The 24,569-nt window shown below is 39.5% G+C and carries 15 protein-coding genes and 1 pseudogene; 7 read left to right on the forward strand and 9 right to left on the reverse strand.

The window, feature by feature from the left end; all coding sequences use genetic code 11:
• Positions 1 to 122: 122 nt before the first annotated feature.
• From RM347_RS05725 to RM347_RS05745, 5 genes are all read right to left on the reverse strand, one after another.
• A complete protein-coding gene (locus RM347_RS05725) occupies positions 123 to 1,172 on the reverse strand; it encodes a hypothetical protein (RefSeq protein WP_322717403.1) in 1,050 nt (349 codons plus the stop codon).
• A 100-nt stretch (positions 1,173 to 1,272) separates the two neighbouring features.
• A complete protein-coding gene (locus RM347_RS05730; protein WP_322717404.1) occupies positions 1,273 to 2,106 on the reverse strand; it encodes a hypothetical protein in 834 nt (277 codons plus the stop codon).
• Between the two features lie 110 nt (positions 2,107 to 2,216).
• Positions 2,217 to 4,964 (reverse strand): hypothetical protein, encoded by a 2,748-nt coding sequence (locus RM347_RS05735; RefSeq protein WP_322717405.1) that lies wholly within the window; start codon positions 4,962 to 4,964, stop codon positions 2,217 to 2,219.
• Positions 4,918 to 5,289: a hypothetical protein gene (locus RM347_RS05740; protein WP_292718840.1), complete on the reverse strand. Its 372-nt coding sequence runs from the start codon at positions 5,287 to 5,289 to the stop codon at positions 4,918 to 4,920. Before RM347_RS05740 ends, RM347_RS05735 begins: the two co-directional genes overlap by 47 nt.
• 14 nt (positions 5,290 to 5,303) lie before the next feature.
• Entirely contained in the window at positions 5,304 to 5,924 is a 621-nt protein-coding gene (locus tag RM347_RS05745; protein WP_322717406.1) for a hypothetical protein, read from the reverse strand.
• 1,882 nt (positions 5,925 to 7,806) lie between these two features.
• Between RM347_RS05745 and RM347_RS05750 the strand changes: the two genes are divergently transcribed.
• The 3 genes from RM347_RS05750 (at position 7,807) to RM347_RS05760 (ending at position 10,944) form a co-directional block, all read left to right on the forward strand.
• Positions 7,807 to 9,297 (forward strand): substrate-binding domain-containing protein, encoded by a 1,491-nt coding sequence (locus RM347_RS05750; protein WP_322717407.1) that lies wholly within the window; start codon positions 7,807 to 7,809, stop codon positions 9,295 to 9,297.
• Between the two features lie 783 nt (positions 9,298 to 10,080).
• Positions 10,081 to 10,509 carry a hypothetical protein gene (locus tag RM347_RS05755; protein WP_229550465.1) on the forward strand — a complete coding sequence of 143 codons (429 nt, stop codon included), beginning with the start codon at positions 10,081 to 10,083 and terminating at the stop codon, positions 10,507 to 10,509.
• A gap of 201 nt (positions 10,510 to 10,710) precedes the next feature.
• Positions 10,711 to 10,944, forward strand: coding sequence for a DUF3134 domain-containing protein (locus RM347_RS05760; protein ID WP_322717408.1), 234 nt, complete (start codon positions 10,711 to 10,713; stop codon positions 10,942 to 10,944).
• 138 nt (positions 10,945 to 11,082) lie between these two features.
• Here the strand turns inward: RM347_RS05760 and mltA are convergent, their stop codons facing one another.
• Both mltA and RM347_RS05770 read right to left on the reverse strand, forming a co-directional pair.
• Positions 11,083 to 12,375, reverse strand: a complete 1,293-nt coding sequence (gene mltA / locus RM347_RS05765) for a murein transglycosylase A (protein WP_322717409.1) — start codon at positions 12,373 to 12,375, stop codon at positions 11,083 to 11,085.
• A 109-nt stretch (positions 12,376 to 12,484) separates the two neighbouring features.
• Positions 12,485 to 13,840, reverse strand: a complete 1,356-nt coding sequence (locus tag RM347_RS05770; RefSeq protein ID WP_322717410.1) for a proton extrusion protein PcxA — start codon at positions 13,838 to 13,840, stop codon at positions 12,485 to 12,487.
• A gap of 78 nt (positions 13,841 to 13,918) precedes the next feature.
• Here RM347_RS05770 and RM347_RS05775 point away from each other — a divergent pair, with 78 nt between their 5' ends.
• The 3 genes from RM347_RS05775 (at position 13,919) to RM347_RS05785 (ending at position 21,664) form a co-directional block, all read left to right on the forward strand.
• Positions 13,919 to 16,108 (forward strand): recombinase family protein, encoded by a 2,190-nt coding sequence (locus RM347_RS05775; protein WP_322717411.1) that lies wholly within the window; start codon positions 13,919 to 13,921, stop codon positions 16,106 to 16,108.
• 853 nt (positions 16,109 to 16,961) lie between these two features.
• The gene (locus tag RM347_RS05780; RefSeq protein ID WP_322717412.1) at positions 16,962 to 18,623 is read left to right on the forward strand and encodes an AAA-like domain-containing protein; all 1,662 of its coding nucleotides are present in this window, start codon (positions 16,962 to 16,964) and stop codon (positions 18,621 to 18,623) included.
• Positions 18,624 to 18,634: 11 nt separating this feature from the next.
• Positions 18,635 to 21,664, forward strand: a complete 3,030-nt coding sequence (locus tag RM347_RS05785) for an AAA-like domain-containing protein (protein WP_322717413.1) — start codon at positions 18,635 to 18,637, stop codon at positions 21,662 to 21,664.
• Positions 21,665 to 21,847: 183 nt separating this feature from the next.
• Here RM347_RS05785 and RM347_RS05790 read toward each other — a convergent pair.
• A pseudogene (locus tag RM347_RS05790) lies at positions 21,848 to 22,273 on the reverse strand (YidH family protein); the annotation flags it as partial.
• Between the two features lie 170 nt (positions 22,274 to 22,443).
• Between RM347_RS05790 and msrA the strand changes: the two are divergent.
• A complete protein-coding gene (gene msrA / locus RM347_RS05795) occupies positions 22,444 to 23,112 on the forward strand; it encodes a peptide-methionine (S)-S-oxide reductase MsrA (RefSeq protein ID WP_322717414.1) in 669 nt (222 codons plus the stop codon).
• Positions 23,113 to 23,147: 35 nt separating this feature from the next.
• On the opposite strand, the gene RM347_RS05800 is transcribed toward msrA, so the two are convergent.
• A complete protein-coding gene (locus RM347_RS05800) occupies positions 23,148 to 24,341 on the reverse strand; it encodes a serine/threonine protein kinase (RefSeq protein ID WP_322717415.1) in 1,194 nt (397 codons plus the stop codon).
• Between the last annotated feature and the right edge of the window lie 228 nt (positions 24,342 to 24,569).

Below are 24,569 nucleotides of genomic sequence, written 5' to 3' on the forward strand. Positions count from 1 at the left end.
TTACTCATATCCTCCTACAAAAAAATTAGCTATTATGTATCATGTTTTGCATATAATTACTACTTACGATACTTACAACAATGTTATTCATTCTTAATTTTTAATTTTTAATTTTTAATTTTCTATATCCTCTCCTTTACTAAAGAAGCCGTATTGCTAATAGCGCTGAACACTGCAAAACCGCCAGCAGCAGCCACAAGTAAAGATAAAATTGGTGCTAAAATGCCTAGAAAAATTATGAACCACATCAAATCTGGATCAACATTAGCATTTTGACCTGGCCCATTGACAATAACTGCGGCAGTCAGTACAGCAATAATATTAAATGAAATCTTGGCGATTCCAATAGATAAAAATCCGGTCAGCCATGCAAAAATTGGTTTGCCAGCGACAGGTAGTAAAGAGCCACCTACAGCGAGTGGTCCTAAAGCTGCTATTAGCAACATAGTAGCTTCTATCAAATTCTGGAAGGCATATTGTAAGGAAACGAAAAAGTTTTTGATACTCGTTTGGACTGTAGAACCTAACAAAGAATTAAATGAGGTTTCTGATACAATCCCAGTCCCATATCTAATGTTATCTACCTTAGTTTGTAGTCTAGCTATCCACCTTTTATTTCCGTATATATCTCTATATTTCTGCCAGAGAATGTTGACTTTCTCCGCAGCTTTGACAAAGCATTGGCTTTGTTGTTCACCAGTTAGTGATTGGCAAGGACGCAGCAGAGAACCAGCTACTTCTTCAGCAACACTCATATTTAGTGCTTGCTGGTACATTTTGTCTGCATCTGCTGATACTACTACTTGCTGATTTACAGTGTTTAAAAAATTCCGCACTCCCAGTGTCAGATTAGAAAGGATACTTCCATTGCCTGAATTACTTAAGAGTACTACCACAATAAAAGGCCAAATTAAGGCTGATATTGGACGAGTATATTCATAGGATATTAAGTCTTTGAGGAATTGTATCATAAAAAATAACAGGGTTCCTACAGCAAAAAAAATGCCCAGATTTGTTAGTGCTCCATACAAGTTATTACTGGTGTTATTTTGTAATAAATCCAGCCATTGTTTGTCCCAACCTTCGGCAATACTTTGGGAAGTCGCGGCACCATTATCGAGAATCTGATCAATGCCTACTTGGGCAAAAATTAGTTGAATAGCAAGTTGCATTTTAAATTTATGGGCTGTTTTTTAGATTTCCTGTTGGTTAGTAAGAAGTTTAAGCATTAAAAAAAATGTATGTGAAATTAGAGTTTTTTATTCTAAAATCCTACTTATTACTTTTTCTGCCAAACAAATCTAGTTGAGAAGTCGCTCGCAAAAGTCGCGCTGCTTCTGTAGATGTTTCTACTCTCCGAGCGCGATTCGCCTCTTCTGTCTGTTGAGAAATGTTTGCTAAATTTAAGTTAGAATATTGTAAAGACTGATTCGTTTGTATTGTCTGAGCAAATGTTTCGCCAATAATTTTTGATTGTTCCTGTTGAATTTTAATGGTATCTTGGTTAGTAGTTAATAATGCTAATAACCCCTGACCTAATAAATTGTCCGCAATACTGATAACCTGTTTAACGGTTTTGTCAATTCCAGTACTTTCTAATTTATTCTTAAAGCTATCAATCTGGCTATCAGCATTATTTGAACCTGCGATATCTTGTAGACTTTTCTCTGTATTTTCTAACTTCGTTTTTGTCCGAATTTGCCCATTTTGACCGAGAATACCTACCGCTACTCCACGGGTAATTATACGGTTTAGTTCATTACTAACTAAATTTCCCCGCACTGCTGAATTATTCTCAAAGCGACCTGATCTAGAGTCTGAATTAGAAGAGTATAGAATCAAATTATCACGAACCTTTTGTCCCGCAGCGACAGGGTTAGGTATGTTCAATTCTCCTTTTGAATTACTCAGAGCATTTTGACTTTGTACTTCTACAGGCTTTAAAGTTTCGCTCAGATTATTATATTGAAGGTAGTTTTGCAAATCTGTGGAATATGATTGAAAATCAGTCCAAACCTGGCCTAATCCTCCTGTCTGAATTTGTGCCATTGCTGGTAGGATTGCCAGGGATAGCGACGCAAGAGTAAAAATGGTAATTTTTCGCATACATCTGTGCCTGAAAAAGGTAGACGATATTATTTTAGTGAGTTAGAAATTTAGCTTTCTAACTATGATTTATACTTTATGACTCACTGTTAACTGCTTACATAACTCAATTAACTACTACGTAAAGTAGCTACTAACTGACGTGCAAATGCAGAAATTGCTTCATATTTATCGCTGTGAAGTTGCATCATTTGGCTACGTGCAGTTTGTTCATGGGGATTATTAGCAACTGCTGCCAATTGTTCGTAACCTGGATAGTAACGACAGAATGTATAAATACCGTTATCATCTAGCAGCCATTGGCTATAAACGCCTTCTTTACGGGGAAAAAAGCTTTCTGAAGCATTACGAGAAATAACTTGGCGGGGATATTTTAAGATGTCTGCAAAACTGTCCACTGCAACTGGTTGAATGCGTCCAATCAATCGTGTTGTCAGGTTTTGCAAAATTTTAGATGCTGCTTTAGATTTAGCTATGGTGTCAGGATCTTGTCCTGATAAGATGACTCTAATCCCGGCTTTAGCGCCGTTAGCACAAATTCTGCCAACTAAGTCAGAAATTTGCTCGAATTCAAATAAAATTGGTGCTTCATCGATAAAGAATATGGAAGCTGGACTACTTAATGCGCGTCGGAGTGCGGCTGAATAGGCACTCAAGGATAGTACGGCTGCATCTTCACTATCTGATAGGTTTCTGAGAGCAAAAACTAAAAGTTGGGCATCGGTAGGAAAGCTGGATGGTGCAGAAATGGCTTGTCCCACGCGGCTAGAAAGCCAAAAGCGTAAGCGCAATTGAATTTGACTAAGGGCGTCTTCTACTCTGCCAGTTAAAGAACTTAGTTGCAAGTGTTCTGGTGAACAGAAATAGAGAAAATCTTTTAAGGTAGGGGTTTTCTGCCAAGCAAGAGTGCCAAATCCTCCCGCCATCGCCTGTTGATATCGCTCTTTTATACCTTCATCAGCAAAAAAGGCTTCTAAAGCGAGGTTGAGCAGCGATCGCACGGTTTGCGATAAAATTTGACTTTCAGTGGACGATCCTAAAACCATTGTCATTAACGCTGATTCTAGGAAGGCGGTATAATCTGTGAAGCGATCGCGCTGTTGTTCTGGATCTAGCGATCGTAAATCTGGCTGTTCAAATAAGTTATTCGATTGTTTGGAAATATCAAAATAGGCTCCATTTCCCTCCATAAACTCTGTGTAGTCAGTAAAAGTAGATGTCCCATCAGGTTTAGGGAAATCTAACGCCACAACTGGAATCCCATGCGCCAAAGCCTGAGTTAAAATTCCTGATACCAATACCGATTTTCCAGCACGAGTTGTAGCAAACAAAGCTAAGTTTTTGTGTTGATTAAATAAATCTAAATGTATGGGTGTTCCACCTTCTTCAGCAATCAACTCAAAGCCTTGCCTATCACCTCGTTTAGTTAAAACTAGAGGCATTAATCCGGGAACTTCACTTGTCAAATATAGCTGGCGACGATTGAAGGGTGTTGCTAATAAACCCTCCCAAACTATCGGTAGAGTTTGCAGCCAAATTTTCCAGGCGTATTCAGTTTCCCTAATTACCCTGGCTGGACGTTGAAAACAGTTTTCAATATATCTTGTTGCCTCATCTAATTTCTCTACAGTTGGACGATGTACCAAAATAGCAATACTCGTATAAATCGGGACTGCGCCTTCAAATAATTGTTCTTGCGCTGCTACCGATTTCTTCAACTTCAATTGAGCGTTGACATCAATAGTCTTACTTTTTTCTTGAGCCAAAATTGTTGTCATGTTTGACTGCTTTAAGACTCGTTGCAGAGTTGTTTTCACTAATGCTGGATTTGCGGCAGTCAACTCACAAAAAATCTCTGTATCTACTACTGTTTCTCTGGCCAACAGTTCCCATAAATAGCGTAGTTGAGCAGATTTATTTGGCCAACCTCCGGGTTTTTCCAGAAACGACAGTGCGCCAATATAACGATTGTTAACATTAACCCAGCGGCGATCGGCACAAGGTACGCTAGACTCCATCAACAAAGTTGTGCCGTGGATATTCTCTATCAGCAATTTAGTACTAGCTAAATCTGAATTAACTTGCTCATGCAGTCCTTGTTCATCTAAAGTCATTAACTGGGGAATATCTATTGGCTGCGTATCATTAAACCTTTTCCAGATGTCTCCCCATAGTTCATCAGCAGTCAAAGGCTTGACATCCAAACCCATTTTGTTGGATAAGATTTGTTCCCAGCGGAGAAAACCTTGATTGTAAGCATTTGTGATTAGAGTTTCAATTCGTTGGTTTTCTACTTCTGAGAGATCGCCTTTAAATTTCAACCACCAGGATTCAGCTTTAACTAAAAGCTTTTCTATCCAATCATCTGCATTTTGCGAGTTGGATTCAATTGTGTAAGTAACATAAATCCGCAAAAATTTGGGCTTACGAATCCCAGAAACAGTCAGTTCTTTAACTCTGGCTCTCTCCGCCATCAACAAATATTTGATGTCGCGTGATGGCGCATTTCTGATTAGTGTTGCTAATTCTTTTTGACGCTCTTTGTCTGAACTAAAAGAACCCAAGTGCAGTGTCATCCTTTCGCCGCTAGGGATGTCTTTTAAGCCAGCTTCAATATTATTAAAAAGTGTATCGATTTGTTCAGGTCTTAAGGTGGTATGAATTCCCTTACAATCAAAACCAAAAACAAAGCAGAACCGATCTTTTTGAGTGCCTTTTGCCAACAGGTAAGCGCCAATATCGCGTCCATTCATTGCGACACGCAGCATTGTCGCCAAGTGCAAGGCATCTTCAAATGGTGTTAATCTACTTTCACTTCCGGCGACGCCGACGCTTTGTTTTCCGATTTTTTGCTTCATGGTTAACTTCCAGTAAGCTTTGATAACGAGCAAAGCCTCTTGTCCAAGCGGGAACGCCAATAAATTTACTTAAAAAACTCCAACTCCTACCACCAGTTAAAATCCACCAAGTTCCTATTCCCCAACCAGTCATTAGTACTGTCCACAACCATTTTTGAAATTCTTCTTGGAAAAGACCCCCAAAAATTCCATTGATAATAAAGTAGGAGGCTAAGGCGATTACCGTCCAAGGAAGAATTTGATCGGCAGGAATTGGCCCTAATGAAGGTTGACTTCCCAGAACCTGATTGACTGGACGAAATTCTTGTTCCCGCTCTTGAGACATTTGAAATATCTGAATTATTTACTGCTATCGCCAATTACAAAGCGTGTGAGTACATCAGCAATGGTAACAGCAACAACCACTAATAGGGGAGTTCTGGCGATGCTTTGCCAATCTTCATCTTTACGCACTGCGTTAATCACACCAACTAGGGAGATGGCAATATAAAGTAAGTAAATTGCCCGCAACACATTAAATATCAAACTTACTGCTGTGTCGCTACCACCAGCATTGGTTGATGAACCATCTTGTAAGGTTTTTTTGAAAAACTTTTCAGCTTCCCCAAAAAACTGTGCTTGTGCGGGGGCTGCAAAACAGTCTAACCAATATAAACTCAGAATGATGGCTGCTGCTAAAATTTGTAATAATATTAGCGATCGCCTTGGTAAATTCACCTGCTGCCCAATTTGCTGGGTGATGACTGCAATTAAACTACCAACTAGTAAACAAAAGAGCAGGATAGGACTTTTTAGGCTGATAACGCTTACAAGTACAGCACAAGCAATCAAAAAAGGTACAGATTCAACCAGAACAATCAGACCGGATTCTAGCCCCCGTCTTAACTTATAAGATCCTTTGACTGCATTACCAGTTAAAGCTTTGAAAAAGTTTCTCTCGTGAGAACTTTGCCTAGACATTTGCTAATTTTCCTATGGTGTACTATGAATGTTGGTTGTCTAAAACTTTACAGTTAGTTACAATTTTACACGATTGAACATTCATTTTTAATGAAATTATGAAGTTGGCAGTAAAGTTCTACATTATATACAAACTATTATTAAGTTGAGTTAATAAAATATTAATTTTCGTTTAAAAGGTAAGTATGCGTGGTTCCAGAAACTAGGTTTCGAGCTTTAAACCAAAACTGCTATAATCCTCCTAAACTTCTTCTATCCCAGCGATTTTGCCTCAATTAGAGGTTGGGGAATCCGGTAGAAAGGCGAGACAATGCTTTGGAGCATAGTTACAAGTTCTATAGAAAACATTTTATTCCTCCAAGCAAAAGTTTTATAAGGTGTCATCCTTCTCCCGTTGTATTACCAATTACTACATTAGTTGCTACAAATTTAGGGAAGTTTGCAACCTAGTGGCTACAGTATCCCATTTGCAAAGGCCTTTGGGAATACTTTTGGAGATTATGTTAGCACTACCATTAATCTAGGCGTTAATTAGTCTACCGTTAATAGCATGAAATAGACTACGCTTTATCCTTTTACTTAAATATTCTGCATGTTTACAAATTGGTTTATTGTCAAGAAAAGATACTAAGACTAGCCCTTTCGAGGTTACTCGTAAAATCTCTTGTTTTTTCTCAGCACTTCAGCGTATCCCTACTCTTAAAGCTTGTTAGGCATAGGGGACTTCCAATTAAAAAAATATCCCATCGTTTTGAAGGCAGGGGAGCAGGGAGCAGGGAGCAGGGGGAGGGAAAGTTTTTTTGAAAGATTGAAATTGGATAATTTATTTTTTGGAGTTCCCTAGCGTCTGCCTTAGGAAAAGTTTTAATTTGCGGCTTTTTCTGCTCAGACTTCTCTCTGTGCATCTGCGACTTGGAAGTATTTTATTTAACCAAAGTTCCACAGAAAGAAGAGCTTAAAGAGAAATTTATGGATTAAAATTTCTACCCACCTGCAAAGGGCTAGGGCTAGATACTATGACTTACCCTTGACATAAAATACTAAATACAAAGTATAGGTTTCTGGTATTATAGCTAGATTTTTCAGCTATTTTTTTTGCAATGCCTGGCTTGGGCTACGCCTACACAACTAATAAAAGGATGATTGATAAAATGCTGAAACAACGTATTTTCGTTGATACACATGCTGATGAATTTGTAAACTGCATACACTCTATTAAATACTTATTAAAAATTTAAAAAAAGCTTAATAAACAAAACCATATATAAGTGAAAGTTTCAGATTTTACTCTGGCGAGATGAATAAAAAAGCGTTACAAAAACCACTTTTCAAGCAGTTATAAACTCCAAAAATATATTTAAGTTTTTTAATCATTCCATAATGTAATCATGATTTGAGCTTTACCTTAAGATTATACTGTTGATTCCGTTGGCAAAATTTAACAGCTATTAAGTTATAGCAGTCCTAAAAGATTCATGAAATCGGGATTTTCTTTACTTCGCACATTAGCGGTAGTTTGTAGCAAAGTGCTGCATATTTACATTAAAGAAACTGATTTTCATAATTCAGTTAAAATTGCCATTCAACATAAATAAGTAAGTAGGTAAAACTAAACATGGCTTTTTAAAAGGGAATAAGAGACTGAGAAAGGGAATTGAGGTGTGATTCATAGTACCTACTAACTAATCCCTTCCACTAAAGCCACTTAATGTTTATTTATACAAGCTTACTTTAGAGTCTAGAGTTTTTAACTAGCAAATAATCATGTTATAGGGTGAATTAGCAATAGCTAAATACCCTCTACATCTTTAAAGTTTTGTGCAAACTTTTGATTTATTAATAACCTTCTTCCTGCAAATTTGTTGTGCTTAGAGAAGGTTATTTGTCATCGCAAGTTTGGCACTTGATTTGGATTAAATCGGGTGTGGAACCAGAAATTAATTTGAAGGAGCTTGACATGGCTTTTTATCGCGGTCGTCAATTGACCTATTTGGCAAGTTCAATTTCTGTACTTGTCATTGCAACTGGTTTAGTAGTAGGTCAATCTGCTACTCAGAAATCTCTAGCTCAGACCTCCACCACTCCTCCCCCATCTGGAGTGACCTCAATAAATGGTGCAGGTGCAAGCTCTATAACTACTTTGTTTATAGGTACAGGAACTTCCTACCCTCTCGCGCCGAAAGACTCATGGTTTAATGCTTACGGTGTTGGAAATCCTCCATCCCTCAATAATAATGTACCTCCAGCCCTAGCCGGATTCCCAAACGGAACTTATGGCCCAGTCAATTCGGCCGTTACATTCAGATATGCTTCGGTTGGCAGTGGTACAGGGTTAACAGCTTTTTTCACTCAAACCCGACCACCAGTACCACCCAATACTGCTACCATTAATAACCCAGTCTCTTTTGCAGCTACTGACGACCCCGTATCAGGAACAGAAAGAGTTACTGGCGCTCCCAATGATGTTCCCACCCCCGCAGGCACCCCACAAAGCCCTCTTCCATACATCCAAGTGCCTGTGATCAGTGTCGGAATCGCATTAGCTTACAACCCCACTGGTCTAACTATACCAGCAGGTGGAATTAAGCTTTCACGAGCTACTTACCTTGGTATTCTTAACGGCACCATCACTAATTGGAATGCTCCCCAAATTAAAGCAGATAACGGCGGCGCAACAATTGCAGTAAATAAGCCCATCGTTGTAGTACGTCGTAGTGATGATAGTGGTACCACTTTTGCTTTAAGCAGTCATCTCAAAGCGGCATTTGGTGCTACATGGAACAGAGGAGTTGGTAAAAAAAGTATTGCTCAACCTGCTGGTGGTATACCCAATCCGCTACCAGCCGATACAGTTGTTTGGCCAGCTAGTTTCCAATTTGCTTCAGGAGGCGGAGGTGTAGCCACCAAGATTAAAACTACTGCTGGTGCAATTGGTTATGTGGATAGTGCTACGCGGTTAGCTAATAGTCTGCAAGCTGCTGTCTTACGCAACAAGGCAGGTACTTACAATACCATCTCACCAACTACAATTTCAAATGCTTTTGTAGGTGCGACTGACCAAGATACAAATGCTCGGCGGATTAAACTGGTAGTTACCGATCCAACAGCTGCAAATGCTTATCCCATTGTTACCGCGACTTACGTGCTATTTTATGACAAATACGCAGACGTTAAAGTAGCAAATGGTATTAAAGGATTTGTCAACTGGGCTTTAGGAGTACCACCTGTTCCAGCACCAGGAACAGATGTGACAATCGACCCGGACAAGATAGCTATAGCTCGTGGATATGCCCCTCTTCCCGCTACGATTAAAAATCTATCTCGAGGTCTTGTCAATACTTACGTGAATACTGTTTTTAATCCCGCTCCATAATTGCGTTAATACTGTTTTTAGTCTTAACTGCCCTTGCCTCCTTTAGATTTATTCATGAAGGCAAAGGGCAGTTCTTGCTGGAAGAAAACTGCTCTCTGGCTCAGTAAAGCATTTCCAATAACCGTAAGATAGGTAGTGCCCATAAGCTAAAAACCAGAGATATTTAGTAAAAATTAGAACTAGCTAGCAAGTATAATGATTTGTAATAAAGTCGTAATTAATACTATTTAACTGTTTTTAGTTACCGTATATCTATGGGTCAGAATAGTTGAAAAAAGTTCAGCCGTCAACTATGTTATGATTAGATATGTTGAGAAATATTTTCGGTCATGTGACTGACTATATAGACGCCTCTCCGAATCTAAATCTCTACATCCTTTGATTCTCAAGGTGTTTGATGTCAGTTAATCTTGCTAATCTATCCAATGAGGTTGAAGATGACGGTCTAAAACGGGTCTTCTCAAAGCATGGGTAGGGAGTTTTGCTGTCTACCAACTAGAAAAGTGGTAACAAGAGAGGATTTGCTGTTGTATAAATTGAAATAGATACTGAAGAAGTAACCTCTATTCAGGCGTTGAAAAATATCTTAGGGATAGGTCACAGTCTCAAAGTTAACAGAGCTAAGACCTTTAGAGATACAAAAATTGAAATTTTAGTTAGCCGGACTGTATTGGAATACATCGCGTGACGCTAATACATCTAACTGTCAAAAAAATGTGCTATGAAGAACGGACAGTAAAGTGTATCACAGACCCAGACAACATACGGATAGTATTTAAATTTATGCCAACGGATATAATTACCCGTCCTGAGTCCCTCACAGAAGATTGCTTCTTTACTTACGCCCTTGGGACTGATTTGCATGATACTAATTCGACAGCCAAATATTTACGCCGAATCAGAAAAGAAGATAAACCATATATTGACATAGCTGTTTCTCCCAGACCTGGCTATCGTTTTGAGGTTTGCCTTATCCCTGTTGAAGGGTTCGCTCAAGAAACAATATTGACAAAAGATGGATTCGCTAAAGCTTTAGCGATTATTTGTGCTGTATCTAATAAAGCTAGGAAGCGATTCCCTTCAGGAAATGGACAAGATATAGTTAGGTGTCAATTTAGTAACTTAGCTGATGCAGTCGCTGTAGCGAACAGATTGTCTGCATTGCCCTCTGATATGTATGAAACTCTTGCCAAGCTACCAAATGCTTTGTGAGATGGCATCCGCTTGAATATTTATTATTAAAACTGACGCAAAGACATTTTAATGGTAAGTATCTAGACGGACTTGAGATAAAAAACTCAATGGTTCATATTTTATCTGTTGAGAAAAAGCTTGTTATACAAGACTTTTAACCTTAAAGTACAGTTTTGATGTTTTTGCACAGTAACCTATAATTCAAAGTGAGTTTTTTTTATGCCTACAAGTCCTTTGCGTGAAGAACCTCGTAACCAGCGAGCGCCTGTAATTCGTACAAGTAATGAATTTATTCTCTTGGAATGGCTAAAGTCAACTGGTCGTCTAATCGAGCGTGAACATCAAGAATCTGAGTATCTAAATGAAGTAGAAGAAATTTCAGAAATGATAGACCTTGACGATATTCCTTACGATCATGACGATGACGATGCTGATATGGATTTAGAAGCCTAGTACTGTAATTTGTAATTCGTAATTACTGTGCAGCAAGCGTTTCGCCGAATTTGAATAGGTGCTTCATTTACCCCGAAAGCCTCAAATTCCCGACTTTTTCAAAAAGTCGGGAATCTTGGTATTAAAATGCAAGGGTGTTTAATTCTTGGACTTGAGTAATAGATAAAATAATTGTCCATTGCTGACTGTAACACCAGCGCGATCGCCTGCTAATTTCCCAGTACCTAAAAAATAATCTACTCTACCTGCACCTTTAATTGCACCTCCGGTATCTTGGTCAAGAACATAGCGACTAATAATGTGCTCCTGCATTTTTCCGGTAGGATTAACGAAGGGAATGGAAGCCCGAATCAACGCTAAAGCACCAGGAGGCATGAGAGATTTATCTGTAGCAATAGAACGCTCTGCCGTTAATGGCACGTTGATAGAACCTTGAGCTGGCTCACCGTGATTTTCTTGAAAAAAAACAAAGCTGCGATCGCGCGGAATATAAATATTTAATTCTTGGGGATGCTTTTGGAAATAGTCGAGAATAATTGGCATAGTCATACCTTGTAGCGGTAATTTGCCATCATTCGCTAGTTCTCGCCCAATGCTTTTGTAGTTATAAGCGTTATTACCAGCATAGCCCATTGTTGTTTGAGTCCCATCGGGAAGCTGAAGTCTTGCCGAACCTTGAATTTGAGCTAGATATGGTTCGAGGCGATCGCGAAACCAAAACAACTCTAATCCTCGCAATTTACCTTTTGCGCCTTGTAAACCATCTGCTCCTTCTAATTCCAAGCGGGTAGGATGAGGCTGAGGCCAGGAGTTCAAATCAGGAGGTAATCGATAAACAGGATAACGATATTCTGCTGTGGGGACACGACTGGCTGTGTAAAGTGGTTCATAATAGGCAGTGAATAAAACGGAACCTTTGGTGTCTTTACCGACTGACTGGTAAAGAATAAATTCCCGCTCGATGGCTTGGTGTAATTCTGTTGCAGAATTAGTTTTTAATAGGAGTTCGCGGAATCTTTTCAAGCTTTTTAAAACGCGATCGCGCGTAATCCCAGCCACCTGATAGTTTTGATAAGCAGCCGCAGCATTAGCTGTTTGCAGGTATTGGAGACTACGAGCGATCGCACTCATCAGTGCCTTTTTCTCTGGTATTTCTCCATAAATAACTTCATCCAAACAAGAGGTATCATCTTGACAACAAGTAACTGGTAGTCTTTCGATTAATGGTGCTTTTTGCTTTTCTGGAAATGCATTCTGATTTTCACCAGTCAATGACACTGGTAGATTCCACTTTTTCACACGACATTCTGGCGGACTGAGTTTCGGATGCGCTAAAGATTGCATCCGCACCAGCAAAATTGACAAAACCACAGGTAAGCTGATGGCGATAATTCTGTTAAACTTTCCTAACCCAGTAAGTGTGTTTTTCATCAAAATTAAAACTTTTGAGATTATCCCACTTCGCTCCAATTCAAAAATCAAAAGCCAAAAATAATTTCATTATTTTACAACACCAAAAATTTTCCTCAATGCCCAATTCCTATTCATTCATATTCCGGTAAGTAGCAACTGCGGAAGGCGATATCCGATTCAAATATCGGAATATCCAATACTTGAATATGGTATCTAAAATTACCGGAAAGGTGGCAATAAATAAGAAGATAAAATCTCGATTTGCCGGTAATCCCCAATGGCGCGATACACCTTCTAACAGTACTTCCCAGCCATGAGGAGAGTGGAATCCTACAAATATATCAGTAAACAAAATGATGATAAATGCCTTGGCACTATCACTAAGTCCATAGACAATATGATCGAAGAAATCTTTGATCACAGCAATAGAAGACTTGCTGACGAGCAAAAGCCAGATAAAAGCAACTACCGAGAAAACATCTGCAAAAACATTTTTAATCGCATTAGCGCTTTCTTTCCGAAATTCTTCAGCAAGCTCAACAGCCCTCTTTTTTAGTTCAGTTTCCATCTGCTCAGACGACAATGGAGGGGCTTTTATAATCAGATTTTCAAACTTGAGCTTTTCTTCAAATCTTTGTAATTCTACAAGGGCTTCCTCTTCCATTTCTGTATTGAGGAATATCTGCATTTGCTCAGTGCTTCTAAACCGCTCTATAATTGGGCCTACGACGAAAGCTTTTGCTATCTGATGCGTCAAAAGTGGTACAATAATTAATAGTAAAATAAACCTGATAGATATTATTGTTCTTCTTTGAGCCTGACGAAAACTCTGAATTACCTCTTGTTCCGAATTAGGATCTAATTCAACTTGCAGACGACTGATAGTACTTAAAATAGAGCGGGGTAAAACGCCCATTGTATCGGCTTTACGCTTTGTTTTTGGTTTTTTATCTGAGTCTTGAGTTGGTATTTTGGGTGGTAACGTTGGAGTATTGACAACCAGCGACTTGTCGTCAGATATCACAGAGTTAACTGGTAGATTTGGAGGTTTGACCACTAAAGCTTTGGAAGTTATTGGATCGGGAATTGTTGTGTATTTCGATGTAACTTGATCGATGAAGTTTAGCTTTTCCAAAACCAAAGAAGGGCTAGGATGCTCTATACCTGCTTTTTGAGCAGCTTTTTGATTTTCTTCATTTAGAAACCAACGGCTTGCTCTAAACTCCGTCAGCCGCATCCTGGCAATTTTTAATAGCTTGTTGAGGTCTGACTCAAAATAATCCATTACGCTATTACTGTACATGGTTGAGTCAATGTCTATTTTATTACCATTGAAATGCTTATCTTCTATTTCCTTAATCTTTAATGCTGCATCGTAAGCTTCATGTAAAGAACGTTCAGGAGTCTGTAAGTACCATCGATAAGCAGCAAGTAAGAAAGAATAGATTTTTTGGCTAAAAACAGAGTTTTTCATTGCAAACAATCATCCAGCATTATTCGGTGATTCTTAACCTTAAGTTAACGCACGAGGTATACTAACAAATCTACAAGGAGAAAGTTTGTGGTTTCTCATTCGGTTTGGATTGTTGGCACTAGCCGCAGTGGTAAGACGGCTCGCTTGGTAGAGCAATTTCGTAGTTGGGTAGAACCTGAAAAGCAGTATACTGAATCATTTTATACTAAAAAGAATGGACGTAAAAAAGGCGATCGCATACGCGAATTTTTATATCTTAAACAAACAGAGCCAGGAGTTTTAGTCTTAGCTGCCAATGATGATAATCGTCGAGAATTAGGTGATATAATTGTTACATCTACCTTAGGGAAATATCCGGTTCGTGCCAAGACGCCGCTAGGTTTTTTCCAGGACGAAGTTATTTTATTTTGGCCGTTGCTAATTAACTCATTGAACCTGAAGGCACAGTTTCCAGTGAGATTGCGGCCAGAAACAGAACAAGAGTTAGCAACCAAACTCTGGCGTCCCCAATTAGACGAAGAAATTTTACGGATTGCGGGAGTGAATGAATCTCGCTTGGTACGTCGCATCCTAGACTTATTGCAATTAGCAGCTTACAGTGGTACATCTTGCGAAGATATTGCCCAGATTTTGACAAGGGGTCTACGGGAAAATGCTACAAATTTAGAACCAGAATTTCTAGCCTCTTTGCTCCTAGACTGGCGTAACTGGTGTTTAGAGAGGGGGTTACTGACTTATGGCATTATTACTGAACTTTATAGTCAATATTTGTTAAGCGATCGCAATTACCAGCAACACCTAACTAAACGCTATCAGGCGGTACTAGCGGATGATGTAGATGATTATCCTAGCGTAGCGCGTCTTCTGTTTGAGTTGCTATTAGATCAAGGCGCAGTCGGGGCGTTTAGCTACAATCCCGATGGTGCAGTGCGATTGGGATTGGGAGCAGACCCCAACTACCTAGAAGGGCTAGCAGAGCGTTGTCGGGTAGAAATCTTGACCGGCCCGCCTCCTGAGTCCCTTGGTGAGCAACTCACTAAACAGATGGTGGAATTAGTCACAGAACCGATGGTAGTTTTGAGTTTACCAAAAACGGTGCATTCAATTCAAATCACCTCCCGCGCCCAATTGTTACGGCAAACAGCCGAGGTAATTGCTAATGCTATCCAATCACAGCAAGTACAACCAGAACAAGTGGCGATTATTGCACCAGGTTTAGATGCGATCGCTCGTTATACTCTAGTAGAAATTCTCGTCAAGCAAAATATCCAGGTCGAATCACTCAATGACCAACGTCCCTTAATTAGTTCACCCATCATTCGCGCATTACTCACCATGCTGGCACTAGTTTATCCCGGCTTGGGACGCCTGGTAGATCGAGATGCCGTGGCAGAAATGCTGGTTGTATTGAGTAGGAAACAACAACCATCAGAAAACTCCTCACTTCTAACAGACGCGATTAATCGCGTCTCTACTGATATTGACCCGGTACGTGCTGGTTTGATTGCAGATTACTGCTTTGTACCCCATCCCGATCGCCCCAACTTGCTACCAGTATCAGCCTTCGAGCGCTGGGATAGAATCGGCTATGCAGCTACTACAGCCTATACTGAGATATTACAGTGGTTAGAACAGCAGCGATCGCAGCAAGAACTGCGGTTAATTCCCAGTCCCATTTCCCTCTTAGACAGAGCAATACAGCGCTTCTTGTGGAATGGTAGCAATCTCCCCTACGAACAACTAGCAGCATTGCGGGAATTATTAGAAACCGCCCAACACTACTGGGAAATTGACACCAGATTACGACAAATTGGCCCAGTTGAGACAACGCCTTACACAACTATTATCGAATTCATTCAACTACTGCGACGTGGTACAATCACCGCCAACCCTTACCCTGTGCGCCCCATTGGTGGAGCCAGAAGGTCTGTCACCTTAGCAACTATATTTCAATATCGATCTAGTAGGCGATCGCACCGTTGGCATTTTTGGCTGGATGCTGGTTCACCTCTATGGGCGAAAGGTGGTGCAGCAACTTTGTTCGGTGCGCCCTTCTTTCTGCGAGACAGGTTAGGCGAACCTTGGACAGCAGAAGATGAGAAATTGGCAGAAGAACAACGACTGCAAAGGATTTTGACAGATTTACTATCTCGTGTATCCGAGAGAGTTTATTTGTGTCACAGCGATTTAGCCGTGAATGGACAAGAACAACTTGGGCCGCTGTTACCCTTAGTGAATTCTTGTGTGACGGTTATTTCTGAGGCTACTGTTAACTAATTACTAATTCATAATTCATAATTTTTGTTCAGTAAGATAGCGTGTACTTACTTCTACGGGTAAATGCTGCGATCAAGCCTGAGTAAACACATAGCAAGTATTTGGTTAAAGCTCTTCTATGACTTTAGTCAATTCACAGCAAGGAAGATATTTTGCCAAAGCTCGCCAAAGCGTGCTGTTGAAATCTTTACTACCAGCCACAAGTCTTCCTGCCTGTACCAGACACCGCCGAATCTAGCGCAGCGTTCCCAGTTGCGTCAATATTCCAGTCCCGGTTTTTGTTAACGATCGCTTGACTTTTAAGACAGTAGCTACAAATATTTTATTTTTTCAGAGTTAGGACTTACGCAAAATTTACGTAATTGCGTCATTACGAGCGATAACGACGTAATCACCTAAAACTCTGGGATTGCTTCTCTACACTACGTTCCGGTTGCAATGACAAATTTTGCTTGCGTAAGTCCTGAGAGTAATAAAAGAGCATTAAGCTTAACTACTATCGGAAATCTACTCATATTGCTAATATCAATCTGGAATCCTGTTCTGTACATTTGTATCTTTGTATAGATACTACCTAGAATAGTCGTTATGTATAACAATAGTACATAAATAATTTTATACAACAAACCATGTAATTTCTGTATTGACAAAAGTGACTAGACTATAAATAAAATTTTCACCTATTCAAGTTTGATTTTTAAATATTTAGACAGCGATGCCTGGGTTAGGCTACGCCTATGGTAGTGATCTAAGGTTAGTCGCCAATAACCTGAAACGACCGAATTTTGTTAATACACATGATAGTCATCAAAAAGTTAGCTAAATCTTAATCTCTAGAATTCCAAAATAAAGAATGAATAGTAACATCAGTCAATCCCGCAAAATCTTAATTTTGACGGCTATTCCAGACGGTCTGCGTTTGGATAAGGAAATTCGGGAAATTGAGGATGCAATACGAAGGGCAATCCGGCGAGAGCAGTTTGAGATTAAAATCAGGACGGCAGTACGTCCTCAAGATATTCGTAGGGCGATCGCAGAAGAATATCCCCACATCGTCCATTTCTGCGGTCATGGTACTTCAGATGGCTGCTTGGTTTTGGAAGATGATGGAGGAAACCACAAACCCGTACCACCCCAAGGACTGGCTGCGTTATTTAAGTTGCACGCGGAATATGTAAACTGCGTAGTGCTAAATGCCTGTTATTCTGAAAAACCCGCTTATGCAATTAGCCAACACATTAATTATGCTATAGGCATGAACCAACCCATTGGCGATAAAGCAGCCATTGTATTTGCTGTTGGGTTTTATGATGGGCTGGGATACGCAAATTTAAATAATCAAGATAATTTTCAAAGAGCTTATGACGAAGGTTTGGTTGCCATTCAAATGGAAGACCTAACGAGCGGGTCAATACCAGTTTTAAACAAAAAACTCCCAGCAGCCGAATCTCCACACCCAAGCTATTTAACAAACACTCCTTGTACATCAGAATTGAAATATCCATTGGAATATCCAGACGGCCATGTGCCGCTCTCTTCTACTTTTTATGTAGAGCATGATGGCATTGAGTCTCTTTGCTACGAAACACTGGTAAAACCTGGTTCTCTAATTCGGATTAAAGCACCAAAGCTGATGGGGAAAACTTCTTTACTGGCTAGGATTATTGCTCATGGCTCTCTTCAGAATTATCAAGAGATTTATTTAGATTTAGGCAGTATAGATAAAGCAGTACTTACCAGCCTCGATCGATTTTTGCGCTGGCTTTGTTCCAAGGTTAGCTCAGAACTTGACCTCGAAAATAAAGTGGACGATGCTTGGAATACAAAAATTCTTGGTAGTAATGACAACTGTACTGCTTATTTTAATAAATATATTTTGACTCAAATAGATTCTCCTTTGGTCTTAGCTTTGGATGAAGTAGATCGGTTATTTGCACATAGTAAAGTGGTTGAAGATTTTTTTGGGATGCTACGCTCTTGGCATGAAAAAGGAAAAATTTCTGATGTTTGGAAAAAACTGCGGCTGGTATTAGCACATTCCACAGAAGTTTATATTCCCTTGGATATCCATCAATCTCCCTTTAATGCCGGAGTACCTGTCGAGCTAGAAGAGTTTAGTCAAGAACAAGTACAAGATTTGGCACAAAAGCATGGACTAAAAAGAAAAAACACTCGCATAGAAGAATTAAGGTCAATGGTAGGAGGACATCCCTATTTGGTACGGTTGGCAATGTATCATATTGCTGCTGAGAAAGTCTCTCTAACAGATTTGTTAGAGTCGGCAACAACAGAAGCAGGAATTTACGCCAATCACTTGCGATCGCTACAAGACATCTTGCAACCAGTACCAGAACTAGCTCAAGCACTAAAAAAGGTAGTTAACTCAACTGTTCCAGTAGAATTAAACTCCATGCAGATTTACAAGTTACACAGTCTAGGACTGGTGCATCGACAAGGCAATCATGTTGTGCCCCGTTGCCACCTTTACCGTGAGTATTTCCGCCGCGTCTTGTAAGGAGCAACAATATGACAGCACCTATTTATAACTTCTATCAGGTTGGAGCAAGTCTCCCGGTTAATGCTCAAAGCTATGTCAAGCGAGTAGCAGACGAAGAATTTTACCAAAAATTGAAAGCGGGTAAGTTTTGTTATGTGCTTAACTCCCGGCAGATGGGTAAGTCTAGCTTGCGAGTGCAGACAATGCAAAGGCTGCAAGCCGAAGGAACAGTGTGTGCTGCGATCGATCTGACGGGGATTGGTAAGCATAAGGTAACGATGGAGCAGTGGTATGGAGGGATTTTTTACGCTTTGGTAGAAAGCTGTCAGTTAGAGGACACATTTGATTGGCAGACGTGGTGGCAGAAGCAGCAGGAAGTTCTTTCCCCTGTACAATGTTTGAGTTTGTTTATCCAAAAAGTATTACTGGTAAGGATTCAGCAACCAATAGTGATCTTCGTTGATGAAATTGACAGGGTGCTGAGTCAAGATTTTTCTCTGGATGATTTTTTTGCGCTCATTCGATTTTTCCAGAATCAGCGAGTCGATAATCAGGCTTTTGAGCGACTTACCTTTGCTTTATTAGGAGTGGCGACTCCCAACGATTTGATTACTGATAAAAGCCAAACCCCTTTTAATATTGGTGAAGGAATTGAACTGCATGGTTTTCAACTCCACGAAGTGCAGCCCCTGATTACAGGATTACAGGGAAGATTTAATAGTCCTCAAGAGGTAATTAAAGAAATCTTATACTGGACGGGAGGACAACCTTTTCTGACACAAAAGCTGTGTTTGTTTATGGTCGAGGAGTCGTTGAAAGAAAATCCGCGTACCGTTGAACAAGTCGTGCGATCGCGCATTATTGAGAATTGGGAATTACAGGATGAACCAGAGCATTTACGAACTATACGAGACAGGATTCTTAGAGATGAGCAGATGGCACCTTACCTGCTGGAGTTATATCAGCAGATTCAACAAAATGAGGAAATAAGTACTAATAATAATATTGAAATTAGCGAGTTACAGTTATCGGGTTTAGTTGTTAAACAACAGGGCAAGTTAAGAGTTTATAACCCTATATATAAACAAGTTTTTGACCAAAAATGGATTGAAACTAAGTTCAAGAATCTGCGACCCTACTCTGAGAATTTTAGGTTTTGGTTAGCTTCTGGTGGTAAAGACAAATCCCGACTGTTGCGAGGAAAGGCATTGCAGGACGCTTTGAAATGGGCAAAAGACAAAAACTTAAACTATCAAGATAAGCAGTTTTTAGCAGCCAGTCAAACACAAGAACGAGAAGAAAAAATTGCAGCATTGGAAAAAGAAGCTCAATTAGAACGTGAGAGGAAGGATAGGGAAGCAGTAGAGAAAAGAAATTTAGTACTAGATGAGGCCAATAAGAAAGCTCAACAACGTATTACTATTGGAACAGTTGCTCTATTGTTTACTTTAACAGGTGCAGTAATATTAGGTACAAGAGCAGCTAACCTAGCTATAGAAGTACAAGGAACACAGAAAGAAATAACAGATCAGGAGCGAAAAAATCTAGACTTAGAAAATAATCAAAAAAAATTATTAGCTAAGAAAAACGACTTTGAAACACAGGTTTACATTTTAAATAAACAAGCTACAGAAGCCAAAAAAGTAAATCAACAAATTCAGAGGGAGTTACAGAGAAAACAAGACACTTTAGATTTGATAAATGAACAAAACTTAGAATTGTCCAAAGCATCAAAGAGTAAACAAAACGAAATTTATTCATTAAGAGAAGATCAAAAAAAACTAACAACACAAAATGATCAGCTTAAATTTAAGGTTAACGAAAACAAGGAAAATTTGGATAAAACCCGACAAGAACTTGACAATGCTAATACACAATATGAAAAATTAAAAGAAGAATCGTCAAAAACACAAGAATATTTTACAGCAGCTCAAGAGCTAGTTAAACTAGCTGGACAAATTGCAGATCAGGGTTTCAACCCAATGGTCACTGAAGAGCTATTTTCACAAGCAGGTCAATCAGCAAAAATCAAAGATCATTATCTGAGACAAACTATTCTCAAATTGGGAATATCTTATGCCTATTTAAATATTGGAAAGAAAAACTCAGAGGAAATTACAAATGACTTAAGAAAAGCTAAAGATTATCTTGAAAAAATAAAAATAAACTATAAAGATGATTCTCAAGTAGCTTTACAAATTCGTATACTCTACTTTAAAACTCAAGCCAATTTATTTACGGAGCAGAAGCAAAATGCTGATGCAGCTAATGCTTACAAGGAAGCTTTCACTGCTTTGAAAACTCTTAAAGAAAACAATACAATTGAAGAAAATAATACAATTAAAAAAGTCAGCCCACCATTTAACGGCAAAATTGAACCTAGATTGTTATCTAGCAAAAATGTAGAAGCACTTCATCAAGAATTTATAACTTTAGCAGAATCTATAAGATCAACCAAACAAGACAATATCTTGAAAATAATCGAACAAGATGAGCAAGAAGTTAAGGAATCTTTAAAGGAACACTATTTTGATGAACTCAGTAAATATTTGACAGATTCTAAATGGAGGGAAGCTGACCTGCAAACAACAAAACTCATCTTCTATATTGCTGAGATAGGAGATAAAGCTACAGAATTGATGCTTGAGGTGGACAATGATAAGAAAGGAGAATTATTGACGAAAGTCGTCAATAATATTTCTTGCGAAGACCTCAACAAAATTGACTCATTATGGGTAGATAAAAGTAAAAGAAAATTCGGCTTCACCATTCAAATACCATTGTACAAAGAGACAGGAAATATACCGGGAGAATACGACAATAAAGCTTTCCTTCGTTTTGCCGAAAAGGTAGAATGGCAGAAAAACACTGATGATGGAGGCTTTACAATTACTTTTATTGGAAATGATAATACTAAAGGACATTACCCAAAGTTTACACCTCCCGATATAATACGCACTTCAACTCAATTCGGTGCCACTTTTGCTGTTAGGTTACTTCTGAGAAACCGTGAAACTTTATCCTACATACTTGGCCGCGTTGAAAAATGTAAACTCTAGCATATAAGCATTCCATGCGATTGGTTATGAGTGAATCACGGTATGCAGATTGAGCCTCTTCGGGCTGTAAGAAACTTAGATCCCCGACTTCTTAAAGAAGTCGGGGATCTTGTAAAATATTTGTTTGTATAAAGTAGTAATTGTCCCCTTTTTTGCATCGGATTTTGGGGTTGATATTTGCTTTCGGGACTGTGGTTGAATTGGAACAGGAGAATGAGAAGGGACTTTATCACGCCATAGAAGCAAAGGAATACTGAAAATTCCTAAAATCATTACTACTCCGGTCATTATCCAAACCATTAACCTATTTGGTTTATAATCTGCTCGTTCAATTTGCCAGAAAACTTGATTGTATCGCCATGCAGCTAAGGCAATAGTCGAAATTCCAAAAATTACCAAAGCAACACCCAAATTTTCCGAGTTGGATAGTTGATGTACCGGAGGTTCTTGTTGAGTAATAGCAATATTCAACTGGCGCAGAAATATACCAAATCGGGCAATAGCAAAACCAAACCCAATCAATGCAATAGAAGTGCGTAGCCAAGCCAGAAATGTCCGTTCGTTCGCTTGATGCTCCCTTTGGCGGTCAATTTTCGGTATTTTATCCATGAGTACTTTTGACGACTATTTACCCTTGAAAAGTATTCATAACGATGAATAGCATGAACTAGCGCCACAAGGTCAACACAGTCTAGGTAGGACTCTGAGAAAACCCCAAGCGATCGCTAGAATCTTTACAATAGTAAATAAGGTAAAGATATATATCAGAGTCAAAATCAATGGCACTATTCGGATTTGGCAAAAAAGCAGTTATGCCCACACCTGAGGAAGCTTTGTCAGGAAGGGCACAATCTATGTCAGTACCCGCAGGTCATTATGTCAACAAGAATCCCTTAAAACCTCCTTATCCCGATGGATTAGAGAAGGCAATTTTTGGCTTGGGCTGTTTTTGGGGTGCAGAACGCAAATTCTGGCAACTTAAAGGAGTTTACACCACCGCAGTGGGTTACGCTGCTGGGTTGACACCCAACCCCACTTATGAAGAGGTATGTAGTGGACGCACCGGTCACAATGAAGTGGTGTTGGTTGTCTTTGATCCCAAAGTAATTAGTTATTCTGAGCTGCTCAAAGTCTTTTGGGAAAGCCACAATCCTACCCAAGGAATGCGCCAAGGTAATGATACTGGCACTCAATACCGTTCGGGAATTTATGTATATTCTGAAAGTCAAAAGCAGCTAGCAGAAGCATCGCGGGAAGCTTATCAGCAAGCCCTCAACGGTGCAGGTTATGGTAAAATAACCACCGAAATCTTGGATGCACCTGAGTTCTACTATGCTGAAGCTTACCATCAGCAATACCTGGCTAAAAATCCCAACGGGTATTGTGGTTTAGGAGGGACAAACGTATCTTGTCCCGTGGGTGTAGTTGAATCGCAAGTTAGTAGTTAAGAATAGAGTAGGGGCGCACAGATGTGCGCTCCTAGTTAAAATGCAGATTTGAGTAAAACGATCGCTCGAACCCACAACATAATACTAATAGGCGCTCCAATTAGAATACCAACGATCGCCCAGCCTCTTTGATGTGCTTTGAATTGTTCAATACTGCGCCACGGTCTACTTTTCCAGGCCCATTCATTCCCTTTAGCGCCAAGAGCGATCGCCATTAGCCACCAACCGTGGGGTATAAAACAGAACAGTCCATACCAGACTTGATTCGGCCACATCCACAGCCAAGGCATCAAAAATGCGCCCCAATTCCAACCGAGAATTTCCTCTGGGACTGTTTCATTGTAATTATTTATCCCACATCCAGAATTGTTGATTATTTCTTTTAGCGGCAAAAGTTGATTCTTATTTGCAGATTTGACAGCCAAACCAGATTTGAGAGTACTTAGCGCTTCGCGGGCATTAGTAAATCTTTGTTCTGGAGCAGGTTCTATCAACTTTTGTAGCCAACTGACAAAACTGGGACTGAGGTTAACTCGGTCTGTAAATTGCAGTCGCAAATCCTGCTGGGGTAAATCTGAAGGGGAAGTTCCAGTAAGCAAATGAATTAAAGTCGCTCCCAATGCATAGAGGTCTGATGCTGCAACCGCCCGACCACCAAATTGTTCCATTGGGGCATAACCATAAGTACCCACAACAGTAAAAGTAACGCCTTCTTTTGCCGCTTTATCCTGAACTGCACCAAAATCAACTAAATAAATCCGATTATCTTCGCCCCAAATTAAATTACTCGGTTTAATATCTCTATGCAACACCCCTGGATTCAACTCATGTAGATACGTGAGAATATTTAAAACCTCAACAGCAATTTTTCTAGCTCGCTTTTCAGTAAACCTTTTGCCAACAGCAAGTTTCTCCTTGAGTGATTCACCAGGGATATATTCTTGTATTAAGGCAAACCAGAGTGTGCGATCGTCGATACAAAAATAATCAATATACTGGGGAATTCGGGGATGATTTAGCTGTTTGAGAATTTGTGCTTCCCTCTCAAAAAGTTTCAAATCATCCCACTGTACAGTACCGCCAAAGGCTAAAAGTTTGACCACAACGGTCGAATTTTCGCCATCAGAGGCTTGTAAATCCAATGCTTGCCAAGTTTGGCGAATTCCATTGTTGCCGAGTTGGCGTTGAATTTGATAACGGTCTTGTAATATCTGTTCTGGTTGCAGCATTTGACACCTGCTGGCAATTTACTCTGATTCCCTTACTATTTAAGGATAGTCATTATCTAGAGAAACTGTGAGAGCCAGATAATTGATTCAAAGCAGTTGAAGATTTCAACTTTGGGGTTTTTTAAAAAATGGGTGCGAATTGTGGAGGCGACAAAAGCATACAGTTTCAAGACATTGAGGGCACAAAAGCTTACTGGAAGGAGTACCTAAGCCGTGAGAAAATTTAAA

Origin of the sequence: Nostoc sp. ChiQUE02 (assembly GCF_034531305.2) — a bacterium.
Taxonomy (GTDB): Bacteria; Cyanobacteriota; Cyanobacteriia; order Cyanobacteriales; family Nostocaceae; genus Nostoc.

Coding starts and splice junctions, on each gene's coding strand:
- RM347_RS05800 (WP_322717415.1), bottom strand. CDS start 24,341: ATGCTGCAACCAGAACAGATATTACAAGACCGTTATCAAATTCAACGC.
- RM347_RS05735 (WP_322717405.1), bottom strand. CDS start 4,964: ATGAAGCAAAAAATCGGAAAACAAAGCGTCGGCGTCGCCGGAAGTGAA.
- mltA (WP_322717409.1), bottom strand. CDS start 12,375: ATGAAAAACACACTTACTGGGTTAGGAAAGTTTAACAGAATTATCGCC.
- msrA (WP_322717414.1), top strand. CDS start 22,444: ATGGCACTATTCGGATTTGGCAAAAAAGCAGTTATGCCCACACCTGAG.
- RM347_RS05755 (WP_229550465.1), top strand. CDS start 10,081: ATGCCAACGGATATAATTACCCGTCCTGAGTCCCTCACAGAAGATTGC.
- RM347_RS05740 (WP_292718840.1), bottom strand. CDS start 5,289: ATGTCTCAAGAGCGGGAACAAGAATTTCGTCCAGTCAATCAGGTTCTG.
- RM347_RS05760 (WP_322717408.1), top strand. CDS start 10,711: ATGCCTACAAGTCCTTTGCGTGAAGAACCTCGTAACCAGCGAGCGCCT.
- RM347_RS05780 (WP_322717412.1), top strand. CDS start 16,962: ATGAATAGTAACATCAGTCAATCCCGCAAAATCTTAATTTTGACGGCT.
- RM347_RS05730 (WP_322717404.1), bottom strand. CDS start 2,106: ATGCGAAAAATTACCATTTTTACTCTTGCGTCGCTATCCCTGGCAATC.
- RM347_RS05725 (WP_322717403.1), bottom strand. CDS start 1,172: ATGCAACTTGCTATTCAACTAATTTTTGCCCAAGTAGGCATTGATCAG.
- RM347_RS05745 (WP_322717406.1), bottom strand. CDS start 5,924: ATGTCTAGGCAAAGTTCTCACGAGAGAAACTTTTTCAAAGCTTTAACT.
- RM347_RS05785 (WP_322717413.1), top strand. CDS start 18,635: ATGACAGCACCTATTTATAACTTCTATCAGGTTGGAGCAAGTCTCCCG.